The sequence below is a fragment of the Aeromicrobium endophyticum genome (assembly GCF_003586285.1).
In the GTDB taxonomy this organism is placed as follows: domain Bacteria; phylum Actinomycetota; class Actinomycetes; order Propionibacteriales; family Nocardioidaceae; genus Aeromicrobium; species Aeromicrobium endophyticum.
In genome coordinates, this window is sequence record NZ_QUBR01000001.1 from 724,394 (window position 1) to 740,843 (window position 16,450).

Here is a 16,450-nt window from a genome sequence, read left to right on the forward strand (position 1 = left end):
CGACGTTGACCGTTCGGGGGCGACCGGATATCGTGCGGGCATGGGAGTACTGCGGACCGATCAGCCGGCGGCAGGACCCATGGCGATGTGCACCGCCTTCCCGAAGGACCTCACGCTGCTGCTGCACGCGGCCGTCAACCAGGTGACCATCTACCTCGACCGCGCTGCCGTCGACATGGGCCTCAACGACGCCCGCGACTGGCTCGTGCTCGCGGTGCTCGACGACGGCCAGCAGCTCACCCAGCTCGAGCTGAGCCGCGTGGTCTGCGTCGACAAGACGACCCTCATCACCGTGCTCGACCGGCTCGAGAAGCAGGGTCTCGTGGTCCGCACCGTCGACCCGTCCGACCGCCGCGTCCGCATCCCGCAGATCACCGACAAGGGCCGCGAGGTCTACGCGACCTTCGCAGCCGCCCGCGACGCCGCCGAGGCCCGTGCGCTCGACGGCGTCAGTGCCGCCGACCGCGAGCTGCTCCTCGACGTGCTCGCCACCATCGCCCGCGGACCCGAGGCGGACGTCGCTACTTCGTCGTGACGACCTGCACGTGGCAGGTGCCGCCCTCGGCGGCGACCGGGATCTTGACGATCTCGAAGGTCGCCGACCCGCCCGCCCCGACCTTGGCCAGCTGCTTGGTCATCGCCGCCTGAGGGGTGCCGGACGGCTGACCCACGTTGACCGTGACCTGGAAGGTCACGGTGGCCTTGGTGCGGTTGGTGACCGCACCGGTAGCGGTGTAGGTGCCGGCACCGTCTGCCTCGCACCGGAAGTCCGAGAGCGCCTCGGGCACGGGCGTGCCGGTCGGCGGCGGGTTGGTCGGCACCACGACACCGGGGGCAGGCGTTGACGTGGCGGGCCCCGACGGCTCGGACGAGCCCCCGCTGCACGCTGCCAGGACGACCAGCAGAGCCACGGCCACGAATCGCATCTGCCCATCCCATCACGCGCCGCGTTCCGCGCGGCGCAGGCACGCGCCCCCCTGTAGCGTCTTCGCATGACGACGAACCGGTTCGCCCGACGCATCGCGATCGAGGTCGCCGGGTGGGGGCTCGTGCTGATCGGCATCGCGGCGATCTTCCTGCCGGGGCCGGGCCTGCTCTCCCTGTTCGCCGGCCTCGCGATCCTGTCGCAGCAGTACGAGTGGGCCGAGCGCCGCGTGCGTCCGGTCGAGGTCATGGCGCTCAAGTCGGCCGCGCAGAGCGTGCAGACCTGGCCGCGCATCCTCGCGAGCGTCACGGGCGCACTGGCCCTCGCAGCCGTCGGCGTCTTCTGGGGCATCGGCACCGACGTGCCCGAGTGGTGGCCGCTGGCCGACAAGTGGTGGCTCGTCGGCGGCTGGGGCACGGGCGCGACGCTCATCGGCTCGTCGCTGATCGCCCTCGCCACGATCGTCTACAGCTTCAGGCGGTTCCGCGGCGTCGAGGACCCCGAGGCCGAGGCCGTCCGCGTCTCCACGCCCGAGGACGACTGAGCCGAGGCTAGAGCGAGTCGTCGACGGCGAACCAGGTCAGCACGGGCGCGGCGGCCAGCAGGGGCGCCATGTCGGTGACCTGCCCCGGTCCGGCGCGGAACTCGCGGTAGGCGGCGTCGTGCTCGGGCGACTGCCACGTCTCGTGCGCGACCCAGTGCGCGGGATCGTTCGCGTCCACGAGCACGTCGACTCCGAGGTTGCCGTCGAAGGCACGGGTCTCGGTCAGCACCCGGTTGATCACCGTCCGCGCGTCGTCCAGCTTGGTCGGGTCGAATCGAAGGTCGAGCGTCGCGATGATGGCCATGCGACCCACCCTACGACGCGGCGGCCAGACGCTCGATCCGCAGCAGGGCGAGCGCGCACACCGCAAGGTAGCCCGGCGCCCACCACGGCACCTCGAAGGTCACGACGCAACCGCCCGCCGTCGGCGCCACGCGGTGCCGGGTGGCCGGCACCCCCGCCACCGACCACGCCCATGACCGTCCGGGGACGAAGTCGGTGATCTCGAACGGCAGGCTCACGCCCACCACCGTGCGCACGGTGCCGCGGGCCCCGGGGTCGATGACGCCGCCGGGCACCTCGCCTCCTGCGACCGTCGGGCCCCACCGCGGCCACTCGGCCACGTGCGTCAACAGCCGCCACGCCACCTCGGGCGGAATGGCGATCTCCCGCGACACGGACGGACCCATGGGCCGAGCGTAGGCACGCCCGCCCTCCCCCGCGATTCGTCGTGCGGGTAAGAATGGGGTGACTCACGCCACAGCAGGAGGACGCCGTGTTCTACCCCCTGACCGTCATGGACTTCCTCGACCGCGCGACCACGGTCTACCCCGATCGTGTCGCGGTGATCGACGAGCCCGACCAGCCCGCCGACTCGTGGGGGCAGATCACCTACGCCGAGCTGGGCCGGCGCGCCCGTGCGAAGGCCGCGACGCTTGACGAGCTGGGCGTGCCGGTCGGTGGACGGGTCGCGATCGTGTCGCACAACTCGGCCCGTCTGCTGACGTCCTTCTACGGCGTCTCGGGGTGGGGACGCGTGCTGGTGCCGGTCAACTTCCGGCTCGCGGTCGCCGAGATCCGCTACATCATCGAGCACTCCGGAGCCGAGGTCATGCTGGTCGACCCCGACCTGCGGCACCTCGTCGACGAGATCGACTGCCCGCACATCTTCGTGCTGGGCGAGGACGACGACAAGATCTGGGGCTCGTCGGCCGAGCCGCGGCGATGGGACGGCGACGAGAACGCGACCGCCACGATCAACTACACGTCCGGCACGACCGCCCGGCCCAAGGGCGTCCAGCTGACGCACCGCAACCTGTGGCTCAACGCGACGGTGTTCGGCTGGCAGGCCTCGGTCGACGACCGCGACGTCTACCTGCACACGCTGCCGATGTTCCACGCCAACGGCTGGGGCCACCCGTTCACCGCCACGGGCATGGGCGCGACGCACGTCGTGATCCGGCAGATCGACGGCGCCGAGATCCTGCGCCGCATCGAGCGGCACGGCGTCACCTACCTGTGCGCCGCGCCCGCCGTCGTGGCGGCCGCGCTCGACGCCGCCAAGACGTGGGAGGGCGAGGTGCCCGGGCGCGACCGGGTGCGCATCATCGTGGCCGGCGCGCCGCCGCCGACCCGCACGATCGAGCGGGTGCGCGACGAGCTGGGGTGGGAGTTCATCCAGATCTACGGCCTCACCGAGACCTCTCCCCTGCTCACGATGAGCCGGATGCGCGCCGAGTGGGACGACCTCGACCCGCACCAGCAGGCCGTCAACCTCGGACGCGCGGGGGCTCCCGCGGTCGGCGTGAGGATGATGGTCGACGACTCCGGCGAGGTGCTGGCGCAGTCCAACCACAACCTCGCGTCGTACTGGGACAACCCCGAGGCGACGGCCGACGCGCAGGCCGGCAACTGGTTCCACACCGGCGACGGCGGCACGATCGAGGACGGCTACGTCACGATCGCCGACCGCAAGAAGGACGTCATCATCACCGGCGGCGAGAACGTCTCGTCGATCGAGGTCGAGGACGCCCTCATGTCGCACCCGTCGGTCAAGGAGGTCGCCGTCATCGGCATCCCCGACGAGAAGTGGGGCGAGCTCATCACCGCCCTCGTCGTGCTCGACCCCGACGAGGACGCCGTCGACCAGGCCGGTCTGATCGCGCACTGCCGCACTCACCTGGCCGGCTACAAGTGCCCCAAGCGCATCGACTTCCGCGACGAGCTGGCCCGCACGGCCACCGGCAAGCTGCAGAAGTTCAAGCTGCGCGAGGAGTTCTGGAAGGGTCACGACCGCCAGGTGAACTAGGGTCGGGTGATGCCCCAGGACGCGGCCACGACACGCACCCGAGGCCATCTCCTGCAGGCGGCCGACGCCGGCATCGCCGAGGCGGAGCGCGATCTCTTCTCCGCCCGTCGTCCGCTGACGGTCGTCGCCTGGTCGATCGCCCTGCTGGTGCTGACCGCGATGCCGTCCGTCGAGGGCAACGTCGACGACACGGCGGCGCGCATCGCGTTCACGGCGCTGTGGGCAGCGGTGGTGGCGATCTGCGCGCTGCGCGTCTGGCAGTACTGCGCCGAGAACCGGCGACTCGGCGCCCGGGTCGACGCCTGGGTCGACGCGCGCCGAGACCCCGCGCTGCGCCTGCTCGACGACGGTGACGTCGTCCTTGAGACCGCCACGGTGCACGACGTCCGCGACCGGGCCGACTACGAGTCGGCAGCGTCCGACATCGCCTTCCGGCACCAGATGAGGCAGCAGACACTGCCGGTCGTCGTGCCGACGTTCGTGCTGATGCTCACCGGGCTGGTCGGGCTCGGGGCCGCGATCGCCGCCGCGCTCGGTGCGGGCGGCGATCTCCCGTGGGCCGTGGCGGTCGGCGTGGCGGGGCTCGTCACGTTCGCCCCCTTCGTGCAGGTGGTCGGCGACATGTGGCACGCACAGGTGCAGCGGGCCGCCGAGTTCACCCGCACCGGCACCGAACGTCGGCTCTACGCGATCCGTCGCCACCACCTGACCGGAGCGCCCGAGCCGGAGGCGCTGGGACGTCCCGTGGTCGCGCAGGTGGTGGTGGCCGTGCTCGCGTCCGGCGGCCTCGGCATCCTGGCCACACGGGTGCGCACGTCGAGCAGCCTGGCCGTGCTGGTGGCCGCTGCGATCGTCGTGGCCGTCACGGCGATCGTGGTCGGCCGGGCCTGGTGGCACGGTCGCGGCGTGCGCGTCTACCCGCTCGACGGCAGCGGTCGCTCGGTGCTGCAGTCACCGTCACGACGGGTCGACCTGGTGCTCCAGGGCGACGTCCTGACGATCACGGACGCCGGGGGTGGCGCCGCCCCAGCGACGATCTCCCTCGACGCCGTGCTGGCCCTCGAGCCCCTGTCGAAGATGTCGGTCATCACCGGCAAGGGACTCGGCATCGTCACCCGCGACAGCCCGATCGTCCTGACCGGCCGTGGCCTCGCCAGCGACCCGGCGGTCGTCGAGCTCAGGCGCCGGTTCGGCACCTAGGCGCTCACCCCATGCGCGTGGTCGAGATGCCGCCGTCGACGTAGAGCGTGACGCCGTGGACCATCGCGGCGTCGTCCGACACCAGGTAGAGCACGCCGCGGGCGATGTCGGCCGGGCGCACCACCACACCGGCGGGCGTGCCGGCCGTCATCGCGTCGAGCACCTCGCGGCTGTCCTCGTTGCCGGGAGTGAGTGTCGCACCGGGTGCGACGGTGTTGACACGGACGCCCTGCGGACCGAACTCGGCCGCCCACGAGCGGGTCAGCTGCTCGTCGGCGGCCTTCGTCGCGGCGTACATCGCGGCGAAGGGCACGCCGACCTGCGCCATCCACGAGCCGATCGTGACGATCGCACCCCTGCCACGCCCGGCCATGGCGGGGGCGAGGGCCGCGACCAGCACGTGCGGCGCCCGGACGTTCACCGCGAGCATCGCGTCGAGGTCGGCGTCCGCGAGGTCGGCCGTCGCCGTGGCGGGGTAGATGCCGGCGTTGTTGACCAGGATGTCGACGTGCCCGAGCACCTCGGTCGCCGCCGCCGCGAAGGCACGGATCTCGTCGTACGAGCCGCCCAGGTCGACCCTGACGAAGTCGGCCCGACCGCCGTCCGAGCGGATCGCGTCGACAACCGCCTGCCCGCGCTCGGCGTCACGTCCGCTGACGAGCACGTGGGCACCCTCGGCCGCGAGGGCGTGAGCCGTCGCCTCGCCGATGCCGCTGGTCGATCCGGTCACGAGGGCTGTGCGGGACGCGAGGCGTCCGGAAGTGGAGCGTGTGGTTGTCATGTGTCCTGTCTAGGGCTCGGCTGTCGCACCGCACCAGATCACGCTCGACCTGGGCATGACATGACCAGCCAGGCCCGGCCGATCGCTCCTACGATGGGCACATGCCTGCCGACCGCGCCGCCCTCGGGGCGTTCCTGCGCAGTCGCCGTGACCGCCTGAGCCCTGCCCAGGCCGGCATGACGGCGTTTCCGGGTCCGCGTCGCGTGCCGGGGCTGCGCCGCGAGGAGCTCGCGGTGCTCGCCGGGCTGAGCCCCGACTACTACAGCCGCGTCGAGCAGGGCCGGCAGGCCACGGTCTCCACCCAGGTGCTCGACGCACTGGCCCGCGCCCTGCGGCTGGACGATGTCGAGCGTGCCCACCTGCACCAGCTGGCGGCTCCACCCACTCGTCGGTCCTCCCCGCCGCTCGCGACCCAGCGACCGGACGGCGGGCTGCTGCGCATGATGACGATGTTGGAGCACGTGCCGGTGCTGCTGCTCGGCCGCAGCGGAGAGATCCTTGCCAGCAACCACCTGCTGCGCGCCGTGCTGGGCCGTCCGCTGGTCGAGGGCTCCTCGCTGGTGCGTTACCTGTTCCTCGACCCACTGGCCCGCGAGCGCATCGTCAACTGGGAGCACTTCGCCCAGGCGTCGGTCGGTGCCTTGCGGCGCGAGAGCGGCCAGCACCCCGACGACCGCCGGCTGCAGCTGCTGGTCGCCGAGCTGCGCGAGGCCGACCCCGACGTGGCGCGCTGGTGGGACGACCACGGCGTCCGCGACTACTCCTCGGTGGCCAAGATGATCGACCACCCGGCGATCGGCCGCCTGCAGTTCGACATCGAGATCGTCGGCGCTCCCCACGAGCCCGACCAGCGACTCGTCGTCTACACCTCGCAGCCCGACTCGACGACCGCACGACTCGTCCCCCTGCTCGCCAGCTGGGAGCCGGCTCCCGTCTCCTGAGCTAGTCGAAAGCGACCGGACGCCCCCGCATGCCGATGACGTGCGGGTCATGACCGGCCCGCGGGACGAGGATCCTTCGTGGCTGTGGTTAGGGTCGTGGAAGCAGCACGCGCTCGTCGGCGTCTTCTTCACTTTGGGTCTGATCCGGCCGCTGGGCTCGCTGTGGTTGACGGTCCCCGCCGCTGCGGCTGCACTGGTCATGCTGATCGTGCCACCGACACATCCGAGCGCGCTCCGGCGTAGACCGCCACACGTGACGGTCTACGTCGGTCAGGCTGCCGGGGTGGCCGGCTCGGGTCTGGTGCTCCAGTGCAGGATGCCGTGGCCCTTGTAGGTGTGGTGTCTTCGGCAGAGGGGTCCGAGGTTGTCGCCCCGGGTGGGGCCTTCGGGGAATGGTGTTCGGTGGTCGATGTCGCACCGTTCGGCCGGCACCATGCATCCGGGGCCTTGACACGTTCCGTACAAGAATCTGAGGGCGATGTTGAGGACGTCGGGCGCGAATCGGCCGACATACTCGTGGGCGAGGACGTCATCGTCGACCGGGTCGACCACGATCCGGTGCCAGAAGGTGCTGCCGGAGCCGACGACGTCGGCGATCCACTGGGCCGGCACGCCCCAGCGTCCGTCCGCGGACTCCGCGAACCCCGGGTTCGCACCAGCGAGCACGTCCGCGTCGACGGTCACGGCGATGTTGGCGTCGATCACGCCCTCGCCCCTTGAGCTTGTCGAAAGGAGCCACGCCATCAACAGGTCCGCCTCACGCTGAGCGACCGTGCGTTGATCATCGGCGTCGACAGGCCTGCGTGCTGCTCTGCGGATGCGGTCCTCGACCGCAGCGATCTCGTGCGAGGGCGCATAGGCGCCCATGAATCCCATCGAGTCGTCACCGTGCTGAAAGCTCACGTGCCGCTTGGCCCGCTCATCATCGGCCCGCTCAACTGCGAGATCGGCCTCGACCCGCCGCACGAACCGCTTCAGCCAGGCCCGCAGCTCAGCAACCGTGTGAGTCTCGGCGTACTCGACCACCCGTCGATCCAGGCGGTGGACGGACTCGGCCCGCTTCAGCTGGCTGATCGTGTGCCCGATCTCGCGCACCCGGGCCAGGTCGACACGTCCCTCACCGAAAGCAGCCCACGTAGTCGGTGAGTGGTCGCGGACGGTGTCGGCGAATGACAACCGGTGCTGCACCTGACCCTCGCTGAAGCCCATGGCCTCACCGATCTCCAAAGCAATCGCGCCACGTTCGTTGAACCGCTTGATCGCAGACTCGTGCTGCTCATCGATCCGCTCCAGCTCCAGGTCGCGGAACTCCAGCATCGCAGCCAGCTCACGAAACTCACCCCGCGCACGAGCCCGAGCGACGTCGGTCAAGACGTCGATCGCAGCATCCGCAGTGGTGGCCATACATCCAACCTAGAGGCCGCCACCGACACCCGTTTTGACTGCAATCAGAGGCTGTGGACGACCGACCGAGGACCACCGACGAGACCGGCCGACCCGGGAGCGATGCTCCCGAGCCGGCCGGCTCGTCCAGACCCTCGGAGGTGTCAGGGCCTGATGCTGATGACGTCACCCGCCGGGGCGAAGCGCTTCTCGGAGGCGTTCCACGTGATCGGGCGGAAGCCGTCGATACCGGTCAGCAGCTTGGGCGTGCTGTACCACTTGATGCCGTTGATCAGCATCGGCGAGGCGTAGTCCTGGTCGCGAGCGGCCTCCATGATGCTGAGGCGCGTCATCCCGTCCTCGGACTTGGCGGCCTGCTTCATCGTGTTGATGATCAGGTCGGCCTGCGTCCAGCCCGAGACGGCGACGGCGTTGCCGGCCACCTCGTCGGGGACGCCGGCGGCCTTCATCTGAGCCGTGTACTCCTTGACACCCGCGTCGTCCTTGTTCTCCGGGGCGTTGGGGTCCTTGCCGAAGGCGCCCAGCTCGACACCGTCGGCGGCCTGGCCGGCCGCGATGTACTCGACCGCGTTGACGCAGTTGCTGGGCTTGAGGACCAGCTTCGGCTGGTAGCCGACGCGGCCGCGGGCGGTGTCGAACGCACCACAGGTGCCGGTGACGCCACCGTGGTAGACGACCTCGACGCCCTTGGCCTTCAGCGTCGTCGCCGCGGCGACCGGGTCGGCGTCGGAGGTGACCTCCTCGATCGGCAGGTCGGCCTTCTTGGCCGCGGCCTGGAAGGCCTCGCTCTGCACCTTGCCGGACGCCGTCTGGTTCTCGGCGACGCCGACCTTGACGCCGTCGGGGAACTTCTGCTGGATCAGGCTGACGAGGAACTTGGCCTCGTTCGAGGCCAGCGGCAGGATCGTGGTCGTCCACGGGAACTGCTCGACGTCGACGTAGTCGGCCGTCGACGAGCTCGGGTAGAGCATCGGGACGCAGGCGGCGTTCTGGTCGTCGACCATCGCGCTCAGCGGGCCGGTGCCGAACGTCGCGAGGGCGTCGACCTTGAGGCTGTCGATGAACTCCGTGCCGTTGGCCTTGGCCTTGTCGGGCTGGAAGGCGTCGTCCTTGTAGGTGACCTTGATCTTGACGCCGTCGACGCCGCCCTTCTCGTTCTCGGCCGCGATGCGGGCGTCGTAGCCCGCGGTGGCGAGCTCGACGGCACCGGCGACGGGACCGGACAGCGGCGCGCTGTAGCCGATGTCGAAGGTGCCCTTGATCGGCTTGGTGACCGATGCGGGGTCGTTGCAGTCGTCGAGGTTGATGCTGAACTTCGACGGGTCGGAGGCGGTGTCGGCGCTGCCGTCCGAGCTGCTTCCCCCGCCGCCACAGGCGCCGAGCGTGAGTGCTGCGGCTGCGACGAGCGGGAGGGCGAGGCGCCGGGCGCCGGCCACGTGGTTGATCTTCATGACGTGCCTTTCTAGATGAAGTGCGGGTGGTGGTCGTCTAGCTCTGCTGCGTTCCTTCCGGCTTGCGCGGGATGCGAGGCGTGACGACCACGACCTTGCGCACCGCCTTGGCGATTCCCCCGACGATTCCGGCCGGCGCCACGAAGATCACGAAGATCAGGACGACGGCGAACAGGACCGCTGCCACCTGCCCCTGTCCGAGCTCTGCGGCGTAGTACGGCACGAACACGACGGCCAACGCTCCGACGAGCGGCCCGCTGCGGGTCGCCTCGCCGCCGATGACCAGGCCGATCAGCAACGTGATGCCGGCGAGGAGCGTGAACGACCCCTCAGCGAACAGGCTGCCGATGTACATCGCGAACAGGCTGCCGGCGACTCCGGTGACGGCGCCCGAGACACCGAACGCCGTGACCTTCATGACCGCGATGTTGATGCCGGACGACGCCGCGGCGATCTCGTTCTCGCGGACGGCGATCATCGCCATCCCGTAGCGGCCGCGCACCATGTTGTGGGCGATCCACATGACGATCAGCAGCACGACGACGCACAGCCAGTAGACCCACTGGCTCCGCTCGCCCAGCGTGAAGCCCGACCACTCGGGCGGTCGCAGCTGCTGACGACGGATCGTCATGCCCTCGGCACCGCCCGTGAGGTCGTCGAAGTGGGCCACGATCTCGGGGAACGCGACGCCGAACGCCAGCGTCACCATCGCGAGGTACAGCCCTCGGATACGCAGGGCGGGCAGGCCGACCAGCAGGCCGACGACCAGGCACACGACGAGCGCGGCCGGGATGGTCATGAGCGGGTCCCACTCGTACTTCACGACCAGCACGCCGGTCGTGTACGCGCCGAGACCGAAGAAGGCCGAGTGCCCCACCGACAGCAGCCCGATGTAGCCCGTCGCGATGTTGAGCCCCACGATCGCGATCGCGAAGATCGCGACGCGGGTGAGCTGGCCCTGGTTGAAGGGGTCGAGCTGGCCGCCCCACAGGATGACGAGCACGGCGAGGACGGCACCGATGCCCAGGAGGACGGTGTGCTCGCGGCCGCCGCGCCGGATGACCCGGGGGCCCCGCTTGGTCGAGGCAGGCGCCTGCGCGGGCGTGGTCTTGGGCTCCAGCATCTCGGTACTCACACTCGCTCCAGTCGACGCGTTCCGTAGAGTCCGGTGGGCCTCACGACCAGCACCACGACGATGAGGATCAGCGCGAACGTCAACGAGAACGAGCCGCCGATGAAGGTCGCGTAGCCGTTGATCATCGCCAGGCCGATGCCCATGACCATCCCGCCCACGACGGCACCCTTCACGCTGTCGAGCCCGCCGAGCAGTGCTGCTGCCGAGGCGAAGATGAGCACCTGGAACATCGAGGCGAGGTTGAGCTGCCCCGGGGGGATGGTCGGCACCAGCATCACGCCGGCGAGCGAGCCGATCGCGGCCGACAGGCCCCAGCTGATCGTCAGGATGCGACCGACCTTGATGCCGCACAGGGCCGCGGACTCGGGGTTGGTGGCGACGGCCCGCATCTCGAGGCCGAGGCTCGTGCGCTTGAACAGCACCGTCAGCCCGATCACGACCGCCGCGGCGAAGATCCACACCAGGATCGAGTCGTAGTGCAGGCGTGCACCGAGGACCGAGACGTAGTCGTCCTCGCCGGACGGGAACATCGCCGGGAAGACCTTCTCGTCCGAGCCCCATATCCAGCCGTCCAGGCCGTTGAGGCCCGTGAACAGGCCTAGCGCGACGATCAGGATCGCCGTCTCGTCGCGCTTGCGCACCGGCCGGATGAGGAAGCGCTCGGCCAGGGCGCCCATGACGAAGCCGAGGACGATGATCGGCGGGATCGCGACCCAGATGTTGAGCCCCCGCTCGGTGAGCCACCACGCGACGTACGTCGTGAAGAGCGCGAACTCGCCTTGGGCGAAGTTGATCGTCGACGAGCTGCGGAACACCACCACGAGGGCGAGGGCGATCAGCACGTAGATCGACCCGGCGGTCATGCCGGAGAAGAGCCGTGACAGGAAGATGTCCATCGAATGAGTCCTAATAGCCTAGGTACGCCTGGCGGATGTTGTTGTTCTCGCGGAACGAGTCGGCCGTGCCGGAGGAGGCGACCGCGCCGACCTCGAGCAGGTAGACGCGCGACGCGATGTCGAGCGCGAGCTCGGCGTTCTGCTCGACCAGCAGCAGCGCGGTGCCCGACTCGGCACTGACCCTGCGCAACGTGCCGAAGAGCTCCTGCACGATGAGCGGCGCCAGACCGAGGCTGATCTCGTCGCACAGCAGGAGGCGCGGGCGGCTCATGAGCGCCCGGGCGATCGCAAGCATCTGCTGCTCGCCGCCCGAGAGCGTGCCGGCGATCTGGTCGGCGCGCTCGGCGAGCCGCGGGAAGATGCCGAACCACCGGTCGATCTCCTCGTCGACGTCCTTCTTGCTGCCGAGGCCCGTGCCGCCGACGCGGAGGTTGTCGGTGACGTCGAGCGCGGTGAGCGTGCCGCGGCCCTGCGGCACGAGGCTGATGCCGCGGGCTAGCATCTGGTCGGGGCGGGGGTGGCCGACGGGCGAGCCGTCGACGAGGATCTCGCCGGAGTGCGGGATGAGACCGGACATCGCGCTCATGAGCGTCGACTTGCCGGCGCCGTTGGCGCCCAGCACGACGACGACCTCACCCGTCCCGACCGACAGGTCGATGTCGTGGAGCACGTTGACCTGGCCGTAGCCGGCGCGCAGTCCGCGCACCTCCAGCAGCGGTGCGTCGGTCATGCGGTCCTCCCGAGGTAGGCCTCGGCCACGGCCGGGTCGCGCTGGACCTCGGCCGGTGATCCGTCGGCGATGGTGCGACCGAAGTCCATGGCGACCACGTGGTCGGAGATGCCCATGACGAGTCCCATGTGGTGCTCGACCAGCAGGGCGCTGAAGCCGTAGTCGTCGCGAAGCCCGAGGATCAGCTGACCGAGCTCGTTGACCTCGGAGTGCGTCAGGCCACCGGCCGGCTCGTCGAGCAGCAGCAGGGACGGACGACTGATGAGCGCACGCGCCAGCTCGACGCGCTTGAGCGTGCCGAAGGGCAGGCCGGCCGCCGGGTGGAACGCCAGGTCGGTGAGCTCGAGTCGTTCGAGCAGCTCCCATGCGTCGGCCTCGACCCGGCGGCGCGCCGCACGCGTCGTCGGCCAGCCGAGCAGCGACGGGACGAGGTGCGGCGTGCTGGTGCTGTGGGCGCCGACGACGGTGTTGTCGAGCACCGACAAGGTCGGGAACAGTGCGAGGTTCTGGAAGGTGCGGACGATGCCGTGCCGCACGATCTGGTGCCTCCGCAGGGAGAGCAGGTCGGTGCCGTTGAAGCGGACCGCTCCCTCCTCGGGGCGGTAGATGCGGGTGATGCAGTTGAAGAGCGAGGTCTTGCCGGCTCCGTTGGGGCCGATGAGCCCGCAGATCTCGTTGTCGGCCACCGTGAAGCCCACGCGGTCCAGTGCCGTCACGCCGCCGAAGCGCATGACCAGATCGGATATCTCCAGCACCGTTCGGCCCTCTCTTCCTGCTCGAATTGCCTGGGATCACAGCCTCTTGCCAGGCGTGATCCCCGTCACTATAGTTAGCAACGTGACTAAGTTATACCCCATCGGGATCGGCCGGTCAACGGCCTGGAGAGGCCTGATTCATGACCGTCCGACCTGATAGGGATGACCCATGACCAGCCACGTCCAGGGCCCGGTCGGCGACGACGGGGTGACCGCCCTCGAGGCCGGTGGGCCCAACTCGATCGCCGTCGCCAACGGCGTGCTGGCCGACGAGTGGTCGCTGTGGATCGTGCGGCAGGCGCTGCGCGGCGCGACCCACTACACCGACTGGCTCAACCTCGGCCCGATCCCGGGATCAGCCCTCACGACGCGCCTCTCGGCGCTGGTCACGGCCGGCGTGCTGTCCAAGCACCAGTACAGCGACCGGCCGGTGCGCCACGAGTACCTGCTGACCGACCGCGGCCGCCAGGTGTGGCCGATCCTGATCTCGATGTGGTCGTGGGAGAAGGGCTGGGTCGACGATCCCGAGGTCGACCTGCCCCGCATGCTGCACACCACCTGCGGCGGATTCTTCGACCCCGTCCTCACCTGCGGGTCGTGCCGCGAGACCATCCGCTGGCGCGACGTCAAGGGCGAGATGGGCCCCAGCGGCGACTGGTCCCGCAACCTGCAGATCACGGCCCGGCGCCAACGCTCCCGCAACGACAAGCGCCCCAGCGAGGTGGTCAACGAGACCATGGAGCTGATCGGCAACCGGTGGTCGATCGCGATCCTCGGTGCGTCGTTCCTGGGGGTCACGCGCTTCAGCGAGTTCCAGAAGAGGCTCTCGGCCTCGCCGACGATCATCGCCGACCGGCTCAAGGCGTTCGCCGACCTCGGCGTGCTCGAGCAGGTGCCGACCCGCGAGCGGGCCGACTGGATGGAGTACCACCTGACGGCCAAGGGCCTGGCCTTCCTGCCGGTGGTGCTGCTCATGATCCAGTGGGGCCACCGGTGGTTCCGGGCTCCCGACGGACCGGCGCTCGTCATGGAGCACATGACGTGCTCGTCACCGCTGCACGTCCTGCTCACCTGCAGCGAGTGCCACGAGCCGCTGCGCGGCCACGCGATCGAGACCGTGCAGTCCTAGGCGCCCTCGAAGGAGATCTCGCGGCGGGCCAGCGCGCCGTTGCACGAGTTGCAGGTGAAGCGGGGCTCGAGCTCGGCGCCGCACGCGGAGTGGACCAGCGAGAGACCCGACTGCCCGTCGGCGGACAGCCAGGTGCCGGCCCAGCTGTTGATCGTCGCGGTCACCGAGAAGAAGTCGATGCCCTTCGGCGTGAGCCGGTACTCCTGGCGCTTGCCGCCGACCGAGACGGACTCACGGCTGAGCATGCCGGTGCCGACGAACAGCTCGAGCCGGTGCGTGAGGGTGACCGGCGAGATCTGCAGGTGCGACTGGAACTCGCCGAACCGGCGACTGCCCATCAGGGCGTCCGACAGGATCATGGTCGACCACCGGTCGCCCAGCACGCCCGAGGCGTCGATCGGCGAGCTCATCGCCGGCGACCGGCGCGACCGCCGGCTGACGACGTCGAGCAGCAGACGGTCGTCGACGCTCCCCTTGACGTCGCGCGCCGTCAGACCGATCGCCCCGCAGCGCCCGCAGCCGAAGACGGGCCGGGTCGACTGCCCGCACGTGTGGTGGCGCAGGCGGAGCGACGCATTCGCGTGGTGCGGCCCGGCCCAGGTGCGGTCCCACGCCCACAGCGCGATCATCACGCGCCACAGGTCGATGCCGGCGTCGGTGAGCAGGTACTCGTGCCGGGGCGGGTTGGACTGGTAGGCGCGGGTGCGCAGGATGCCGTCGTCGACGAGGCCGCGCAGGCGGCGCGACAGGACGGGATCGGAGATGTTGAGCGAGTCGCGCAGGTCTTGGAAGCGGCGCTGTTCGGTGAAGATCGCGCGGACCAGGCGCACCGTCCACATGTCGCCGAGGAGCACGAGCGCACGACCGAGCGGGGAGGCGGTCTCGGTCACGCCGCTCAGCGTAGTACAGCCGGCCGGAGCGCCCGCAGCACAGCGCATATCCGTTGACAGGTCACTTTTCACGTTGTAGTAATGAAGTGGCAGCGACTGCCCGCGACCGACCCCGGAGGAACCCATGGCCCACGACCTGTACGTGCTCGGCGGCGCCCAGACCGATTTCGCCCGCAACTGGGCGAAAGAGGGTCTCGGCCTGCTCGACATGCTCACCGAGGTGCTCCCGGCGGCCTTCGCCGACGCCCAGGTGCAGTCGTCCGAGGTGCAGGTCGTGCACGTCGGCAACCTCGCCGGCGAGCTGTTCGCCGGACAGGCCCAGCTCGGCGGCCTGGTCGCCGCCGCCGATCCCGGCCTGGTCGGGCTGCCCTCGACCCGCCACGAGGCCGCGTGCGCCTCGGGAAGCACGGCCCTCGTGGCCGCCGGCGCCGACATCGCCTCCGGACGCTACGACGTCGCGCTGGTCGTCGGCCTCGAGCTGATGCGCAACGTGTCGGCCAAGCAGGCCGCCGACCACCTGGGCACCGCGGCGTGGGCAGGGCGTGAGGCCGTCGACGCCGAGTACGCCTGGCCCGCGCTCTTCGCCGAGGTCGCCGACGAGTACGAGGCCCGCTACGGCCTCGACCACGCCGTGCTCGGACGCTTCGCCGAGATCGCCTTCGCCAACGGCGCCGACAACCCGCTCGCGCAGGCTCGCGACTGGGCGTTCCCCGCCGGCTCGTTCGCCGAGGACGACGACGTCAACCCGCTCGTCGAGGGACGGCTCCGCAAGACCGACTGCGGCCGCATCACCGACGGCGCGGCGGCCGTCGTCCTCGCCGGCCCCGACTACGCCGCCGAGTGGGCGGCCGCCCGCGGCCTCGACCTCGAGCAGATCCCGCGCCTCTCGGGCTTCGGCCACCGCACCGACACGCTGCTGCTGGCCGACAAGCTCGACGCGTCCCGCGGCACCGACCACCTGTTCCCGCACCTGCACGGCACGATCCACGACGCGTACCGGCGCGCGGGCCTGTCGGGCATCGACGACGTCGACGTCGTCGAGATGCACGACTGCTTCAGCATCACGGGGCTCGTCACCCTCGAGCACCTCGGCCTGGTCGCCGGCGGCAAGGGCGGCGAGGTGGTCCACGACGGCACGATCGAGCGCACCGGGCGGCTGCCCGTCAACCCCGGCGGCGGGCTGCTCGCCGCGGGCCATCCTGTCGGCGCGACCGGCGTCCGCATGGTGCTCGACGCGACCCGTCAGGTGACCGGGCGCGCCGGGGCCGTCCAGGTCGACGGTGCACGCCGGGTGGTGACCGTCAACGTCGGCGGCTCGTTCACCACCGCCGTCGCGTTCGTCGTCGAGACGGGGGCGTGAG

18 protein-coding genes are annotated in these 16,450 nt (G+C 70.4%); 7 read left to right on the plus strand and 11 right to left on the minus strand.

The window, feature by feature from the left end:
• Nucleotides 1-40 precede the first annotated feature (40 nt).
• A complete protein-coding gene (locus DX116_RS03615) occupies nucleotides 41-535 on the plus strand; it encodes a MarR family winged helix-turn-helix transcriptional regulator (RefSeq protein ID WP_119702815.1) in 495 nt (164 codons plus the stop codon).
• Here DX116_RS03615 and DX116_RS03620 read toward each other — a convergent pair.
• A complete protein-coding gene (locus DX116_RS03620) occupies nucleotides 522-926 on the minus strand; it encodes a hypothetical protein (RefSeq protein ID WP_119702816.1) in 405 nt (134 codons plus the stop codon). The genes DX116_RS03615 and DX116_RS03620 overlap by 14 nt on opposite strands.
• A 66-nt stretch (nucleotides 927-992) precedes the next feature.
• On the opposite strand from DX116_RS03620, the gene DX116_RS03625 reads away from it, so the two are divergent.
• The gene (locus DX116_RS03625; protein WP_119702817.1) at nucleotides 993-1,469 is read left to right on the plus strand and encodes a PGPGW domain-containing protein; all 477 of its coding nucleotides are present in this window, start codon (nucleotides 993-995) and stop codon (nucleotides 1,467-1,469) included.
• A gap of 7 nt (nucleotides 1,470-1,476) precedes the next feature.
• Here DX116_RS03625 and DX116_RS03630 read toward each other — a convergent pair whose 3' ends face one another.
• On the minus strand, nucleotides 1,477-1,773 hold the full coding sequence (locus DX116_RS03630) for a putative quinol monooxygenase (RefSeq protein WP_119704112.1): 297 nt from the start codon (nucleotides 1,771-1,773) through the stop codon (nucleotides 1,477-1,479).
• 10 nt (nucleotides 1,774-1,783) lie between these two features.
• Complete coding sequence (locus DX116_RS03635; protein WP_119702818.1) at nucleotides 1,784-2,158, minus strand: SRPBCC family protein; 375 nt, start codon at nucleotides 2,156-2,158, stop codon at nucleotides 1,784-1,786.
• A gap of 86 nt (nucleotides 2,159-2,244) precedes the next feature.
• Between DX116_RS03635 and DX116_RS03640 the strand changes: the two genes are divergently transcribed.
• Nucleotides 2,245-3,777, plus strand: coding sequence for an AMP-binding protein (locus tag DX116_RS03640; protein WP_119702819.1), 1,533 nt, complete (start codon nucleotides 2,245-2,247; stop codon nucleotides 3,775-3,777).
• 9 nt (nucleotides 3,778-3,786) lie between these two features.
• Nucleotides 3,787-4,977, plus strand: coding sequence for a hypothetical protein (locus DX116_RS03645; RefSeq protein WP_119702820.1), 1,191 nt, complete (start codon nucleotides 3,787-3,789; stop codon nucleotides 4,975-4,977).
• Between the two features lie 4 nt (nucleotides 4,978-4,981).
• Here DX116_RS03645 and DX116_RS03650 read toward each other — a convergent pair whose 3' ends face one another.
• Nucleotides 4,982-5,758, minus strand: coding sequence for an SDR family NAD(P)-dependent oxidoreductase (locus DX116_RS03650; RefSeq protein WP_119702821.1), 777 nt, complete (start codon nucleotides 5,756-5,758; stop codon nucleotides 4,982-4,984).
• Nucleotides 5,759-5,859: 101 nt separating this feature from the next.
• Here DX116_RS03650 and DX116_RS03655 point away from each other — a divergent pair, with 101 nt between their 5' ends.
• Nucleotides 5,860-6,699: a helix-turn-helix transcriptional regulator gene (locus DX116_RS03655; RefSeq protein ID WP_119702822.1), complete on the plus strand. Its 840-nt coding sequence runs from the start codon at nucleotides 5,860-5,862 to the stop codon at nucleotides 6,697-6,699.
• Between the two features lie 270 nt (nucleotides 6,700-6,969).
• Here the strand turns inward: DX116_RS03655 and DX116_RS03660 are convergent, their stop codons facing one another.
• The 6 genes from DX116_RS03660 to DX116_RS03685 all read right to left on the minus strand — a co-directional run bounded on the left by DX116_RS03660 (nucleotide 6,970) and on the right by DX116_RS03685 (nucleotide 13,070).
• Nucleotides 6,970-8,103: an HNH endonuclease signature motif containing protein gene (locus DX116_RS03660; RefSeq protein ID WP_119702823.1), complete on the minus strand. Its 1,134-nt coding sequence runs from the start codon at nucleotides 8,101-8,103 to the stop codon at nucleotides 6,970-6,972.
• A 143-nt stretch (nucleotides 8,104-8,246) separates the two neighbouring features.
• The gene (locus DX116_RS03665) at nucleotides 8,247-9,554 is read right to left on the minus strand and encodes an ABC transporter substrate-binding protein (RefSeq protein ID WP_119702824.1); all 1,308 of its coding nucleotides are present in this window, start codon (nucleotides 9,552-9,554) and stop codon (nucleotides 8,247-8,249) included.
• A gap of 37 nt (nucleotides 9,555-9,591) precedes the next feature.
• Nucleotides 9,592-10,689 (minus strand): branched-chain amino acid ABC transporter permease, encoded by a 1,098-nt coding sequence (locus DX116_RS03670; RefSeq protein WP_119702825.1) that lies wholly within the window; start codon nucleotides 10,687-10,689, stop codon nucleotides 9,592-9,594.
• Nucleotides 10,686-11,585: a branched-chain amino acid ABC transporter permease gene (locus tag DX116_RS03675; protein ID WP_119702826.1), complete on the minus strand. Its 900-nt coding sequence runs from the start codon at nucleotides 11,583-11,585 to the stop codon at nucleotides 10,686-10,688. Before DX116_RS03675 ends, DX116_RS03670 begins: the two co-directional genes overlap by 4 nt.
• Nucleotides 11,586-11,595: 10 nt before the next feature.
• Nucleotides 11,596-12,315 (minus strand): ABC transporter ATP-binding protein, encoded by a 720-nt coding sequence (locus DX116_RS03680; protein WP_119702827.1) that lies wholly within the window; start codon nucleotides 12,313-12,315, stop codon nucleotides 11,596-11,598.
• Nucleotides 12,312-13,070, minus strand: a complete 759-nt coding sequence (locus tag DX116_RS03685) for an ABC transporter ATP-binding protein (protein ID WP_199715919.1) — start codon at nucleotides 13,068-13,070, stop codon at nucleotides 12,312-12,314. Before DX116_RS03685 ends, DX116_RS03680 begins: the two co-directional genes overlap by 4 nt.
• A 169-nt stretch (nucleotides 13,071-13,239) precedes the next feature.
• Here DX116_RS03685 and DX116_RS03690 point away from each other — a divergent pair, with 169 nt between their 5' ends.
• Complete coding sequence (locus tag DX116_RS03690; RefSeq protein WP_119702829.1) at nucleotides 13,240-14,199, plus strand: winged helix-turn-helix transcriptional regulator; 960 nt, start codon at nucleotides 13,240-13,242, stop codon at nucleotides 14,197-14,199.
• On the opposite strand, the gene DX116_RS03695 is transcribed toward DX116_RS03690, so the two are convergent.
• Nucleotides 14,196-15,089 (minus strand): winged helix-turn-helix transcriptional regulator, encoded by an 894-nt coding sequence (locus DX116_RS03695; protein ID WP_233556553.1) that lies wholly within the window; start codon nucleotides 15,087-15,089, stop codon nucleotides 14,196-14,198. The two genes, DX116_RS03690 and DX116_RS03695, sit on opposite strands and share 4 nt — an antisense overlap.
• A 124-nt stretch (nucleotides 15,090-15,213) precedes the next feature.
• On the opposite strand from DX116_RS03695, the gene DX116_RS03700 reads away from it, so the two are divergent.
• Nucleotides 15,214-16,449 carry an acetyl-CoA acetyltransferase gene (locus DX116_RS03700; RefSeq protein ID WP_119702831.1) on the plus strand — a complete coding sequence of 412 codons (1,236 nt, stop codon included), beginning with the start codon at nucleotides 15,214-15,216 and terminating at the stop codon, nucleotides 16,447-16,449.
• Nucleotide 16,450 lies beyond the last annotated feature (1 nt).

Excerpts from the sequence above, each read along its gene's own strand:
- DX116_RS03615 (WP_119702815.1), top strand. The coding sequence starts at position 41 with ATGGGAGTACTGCGGACCGATCAGCCGGCGGCAGGACCCATGGCGATG.
- DX116_RS03620 (WP_119702816.1), bottom strand. The coding sequence starts at position 926 with ATGCGATTCGTGGCCGTGGCTCTGCTGGTCGTCCTGGCAGCGTGCAGC.
- DX116_RS03625 (WP_119702817.1), top strand. The coding sequence starts at position 993 with ATGACGACGAACCGGTTCGCCCGACGCATCGCGATCGAGGTCGCCGGG.
- DX116_RS03630 (WP_119704112.1), bottom strand. The coding sequence starts at position 1,773 with ATGGCCATCATCGCGACGCTCGACCTTCGATTCGACCCGACCAAGCTG.
- DX116_RS03635 (WP_119702818.1), bottom strand. The coding sequence starts at position 2,158 with ATGGGTCCGTCCGTGTCGCGGGAGATCGCCATTCCGCCCGAGGTGGCG.
- DX116_RS03645 (WP_119702820.1), top strand. The coding sequence starts at position 3,787 with ATGCCCCAGGACGCGGCCACGACACGCACCCGAGGCCATCTCCTGCAG.
- DX116_RS03650 (WP_119702821.1), bottom strand. The coding sequence starts at position 5,758 with ATGACAACCACACGCTCCACTTCCGGACGCCTCGCGTCCCGCACAGCC.
- DX116_RS03655 (WP_119702822.1), top strand. The coding sequence starts at position 5,860 with ATGCCTGCCGACCGCGCCGCCCTCGGGGCGTTCCTGCGCAGTCGCCGT.
- DX116_RS03660 (WP_119702823.1), bottom strand. The coding sequence starts at position 8,103 with ATGGCCACCACTGCGGATGCTGCGATCGACGTCTTGACCGACGTCGCT.
- DX116_RS03665 (WP_119702824.1), bottom strand. The coding sequence starts at position 9,554 with ATGAAGATCAACCACGTGGCCGGCGCCCGGCGCCTCGCCCTCCCGCTC.
- DX116_RS03675 (WP_119702826.1), bottom strand. The coding sequence starts at position 11,585 with ATGGACATCTTCCTGTCACGGCTCTTCTCCGGCATGACCGCCGGGTCG.
- DX116_RS03680 (WP_119702827.1), bottom strand. The coding sequence starts at position 12,315 with ATGACCGACGCACCGCTGCTGGAGGTGCGCGGACTGCGCGCCGGCTAC.
- DX116_RS03690 (WP_119702829.1), top strand. The coding sequence starts at position 13,240 with ATGACCAGCCACGTCCAGGGCCCGGTCGGCGACGACGGGGTGACCGCC.
- DX116_RS03700 (WP_119702831.1), top strand. The coding sequence starts at position 15,214 with ATGGCCCACGACCTGTACGTGCTCGGCGGCGCCCAGACCGATTTCGCC.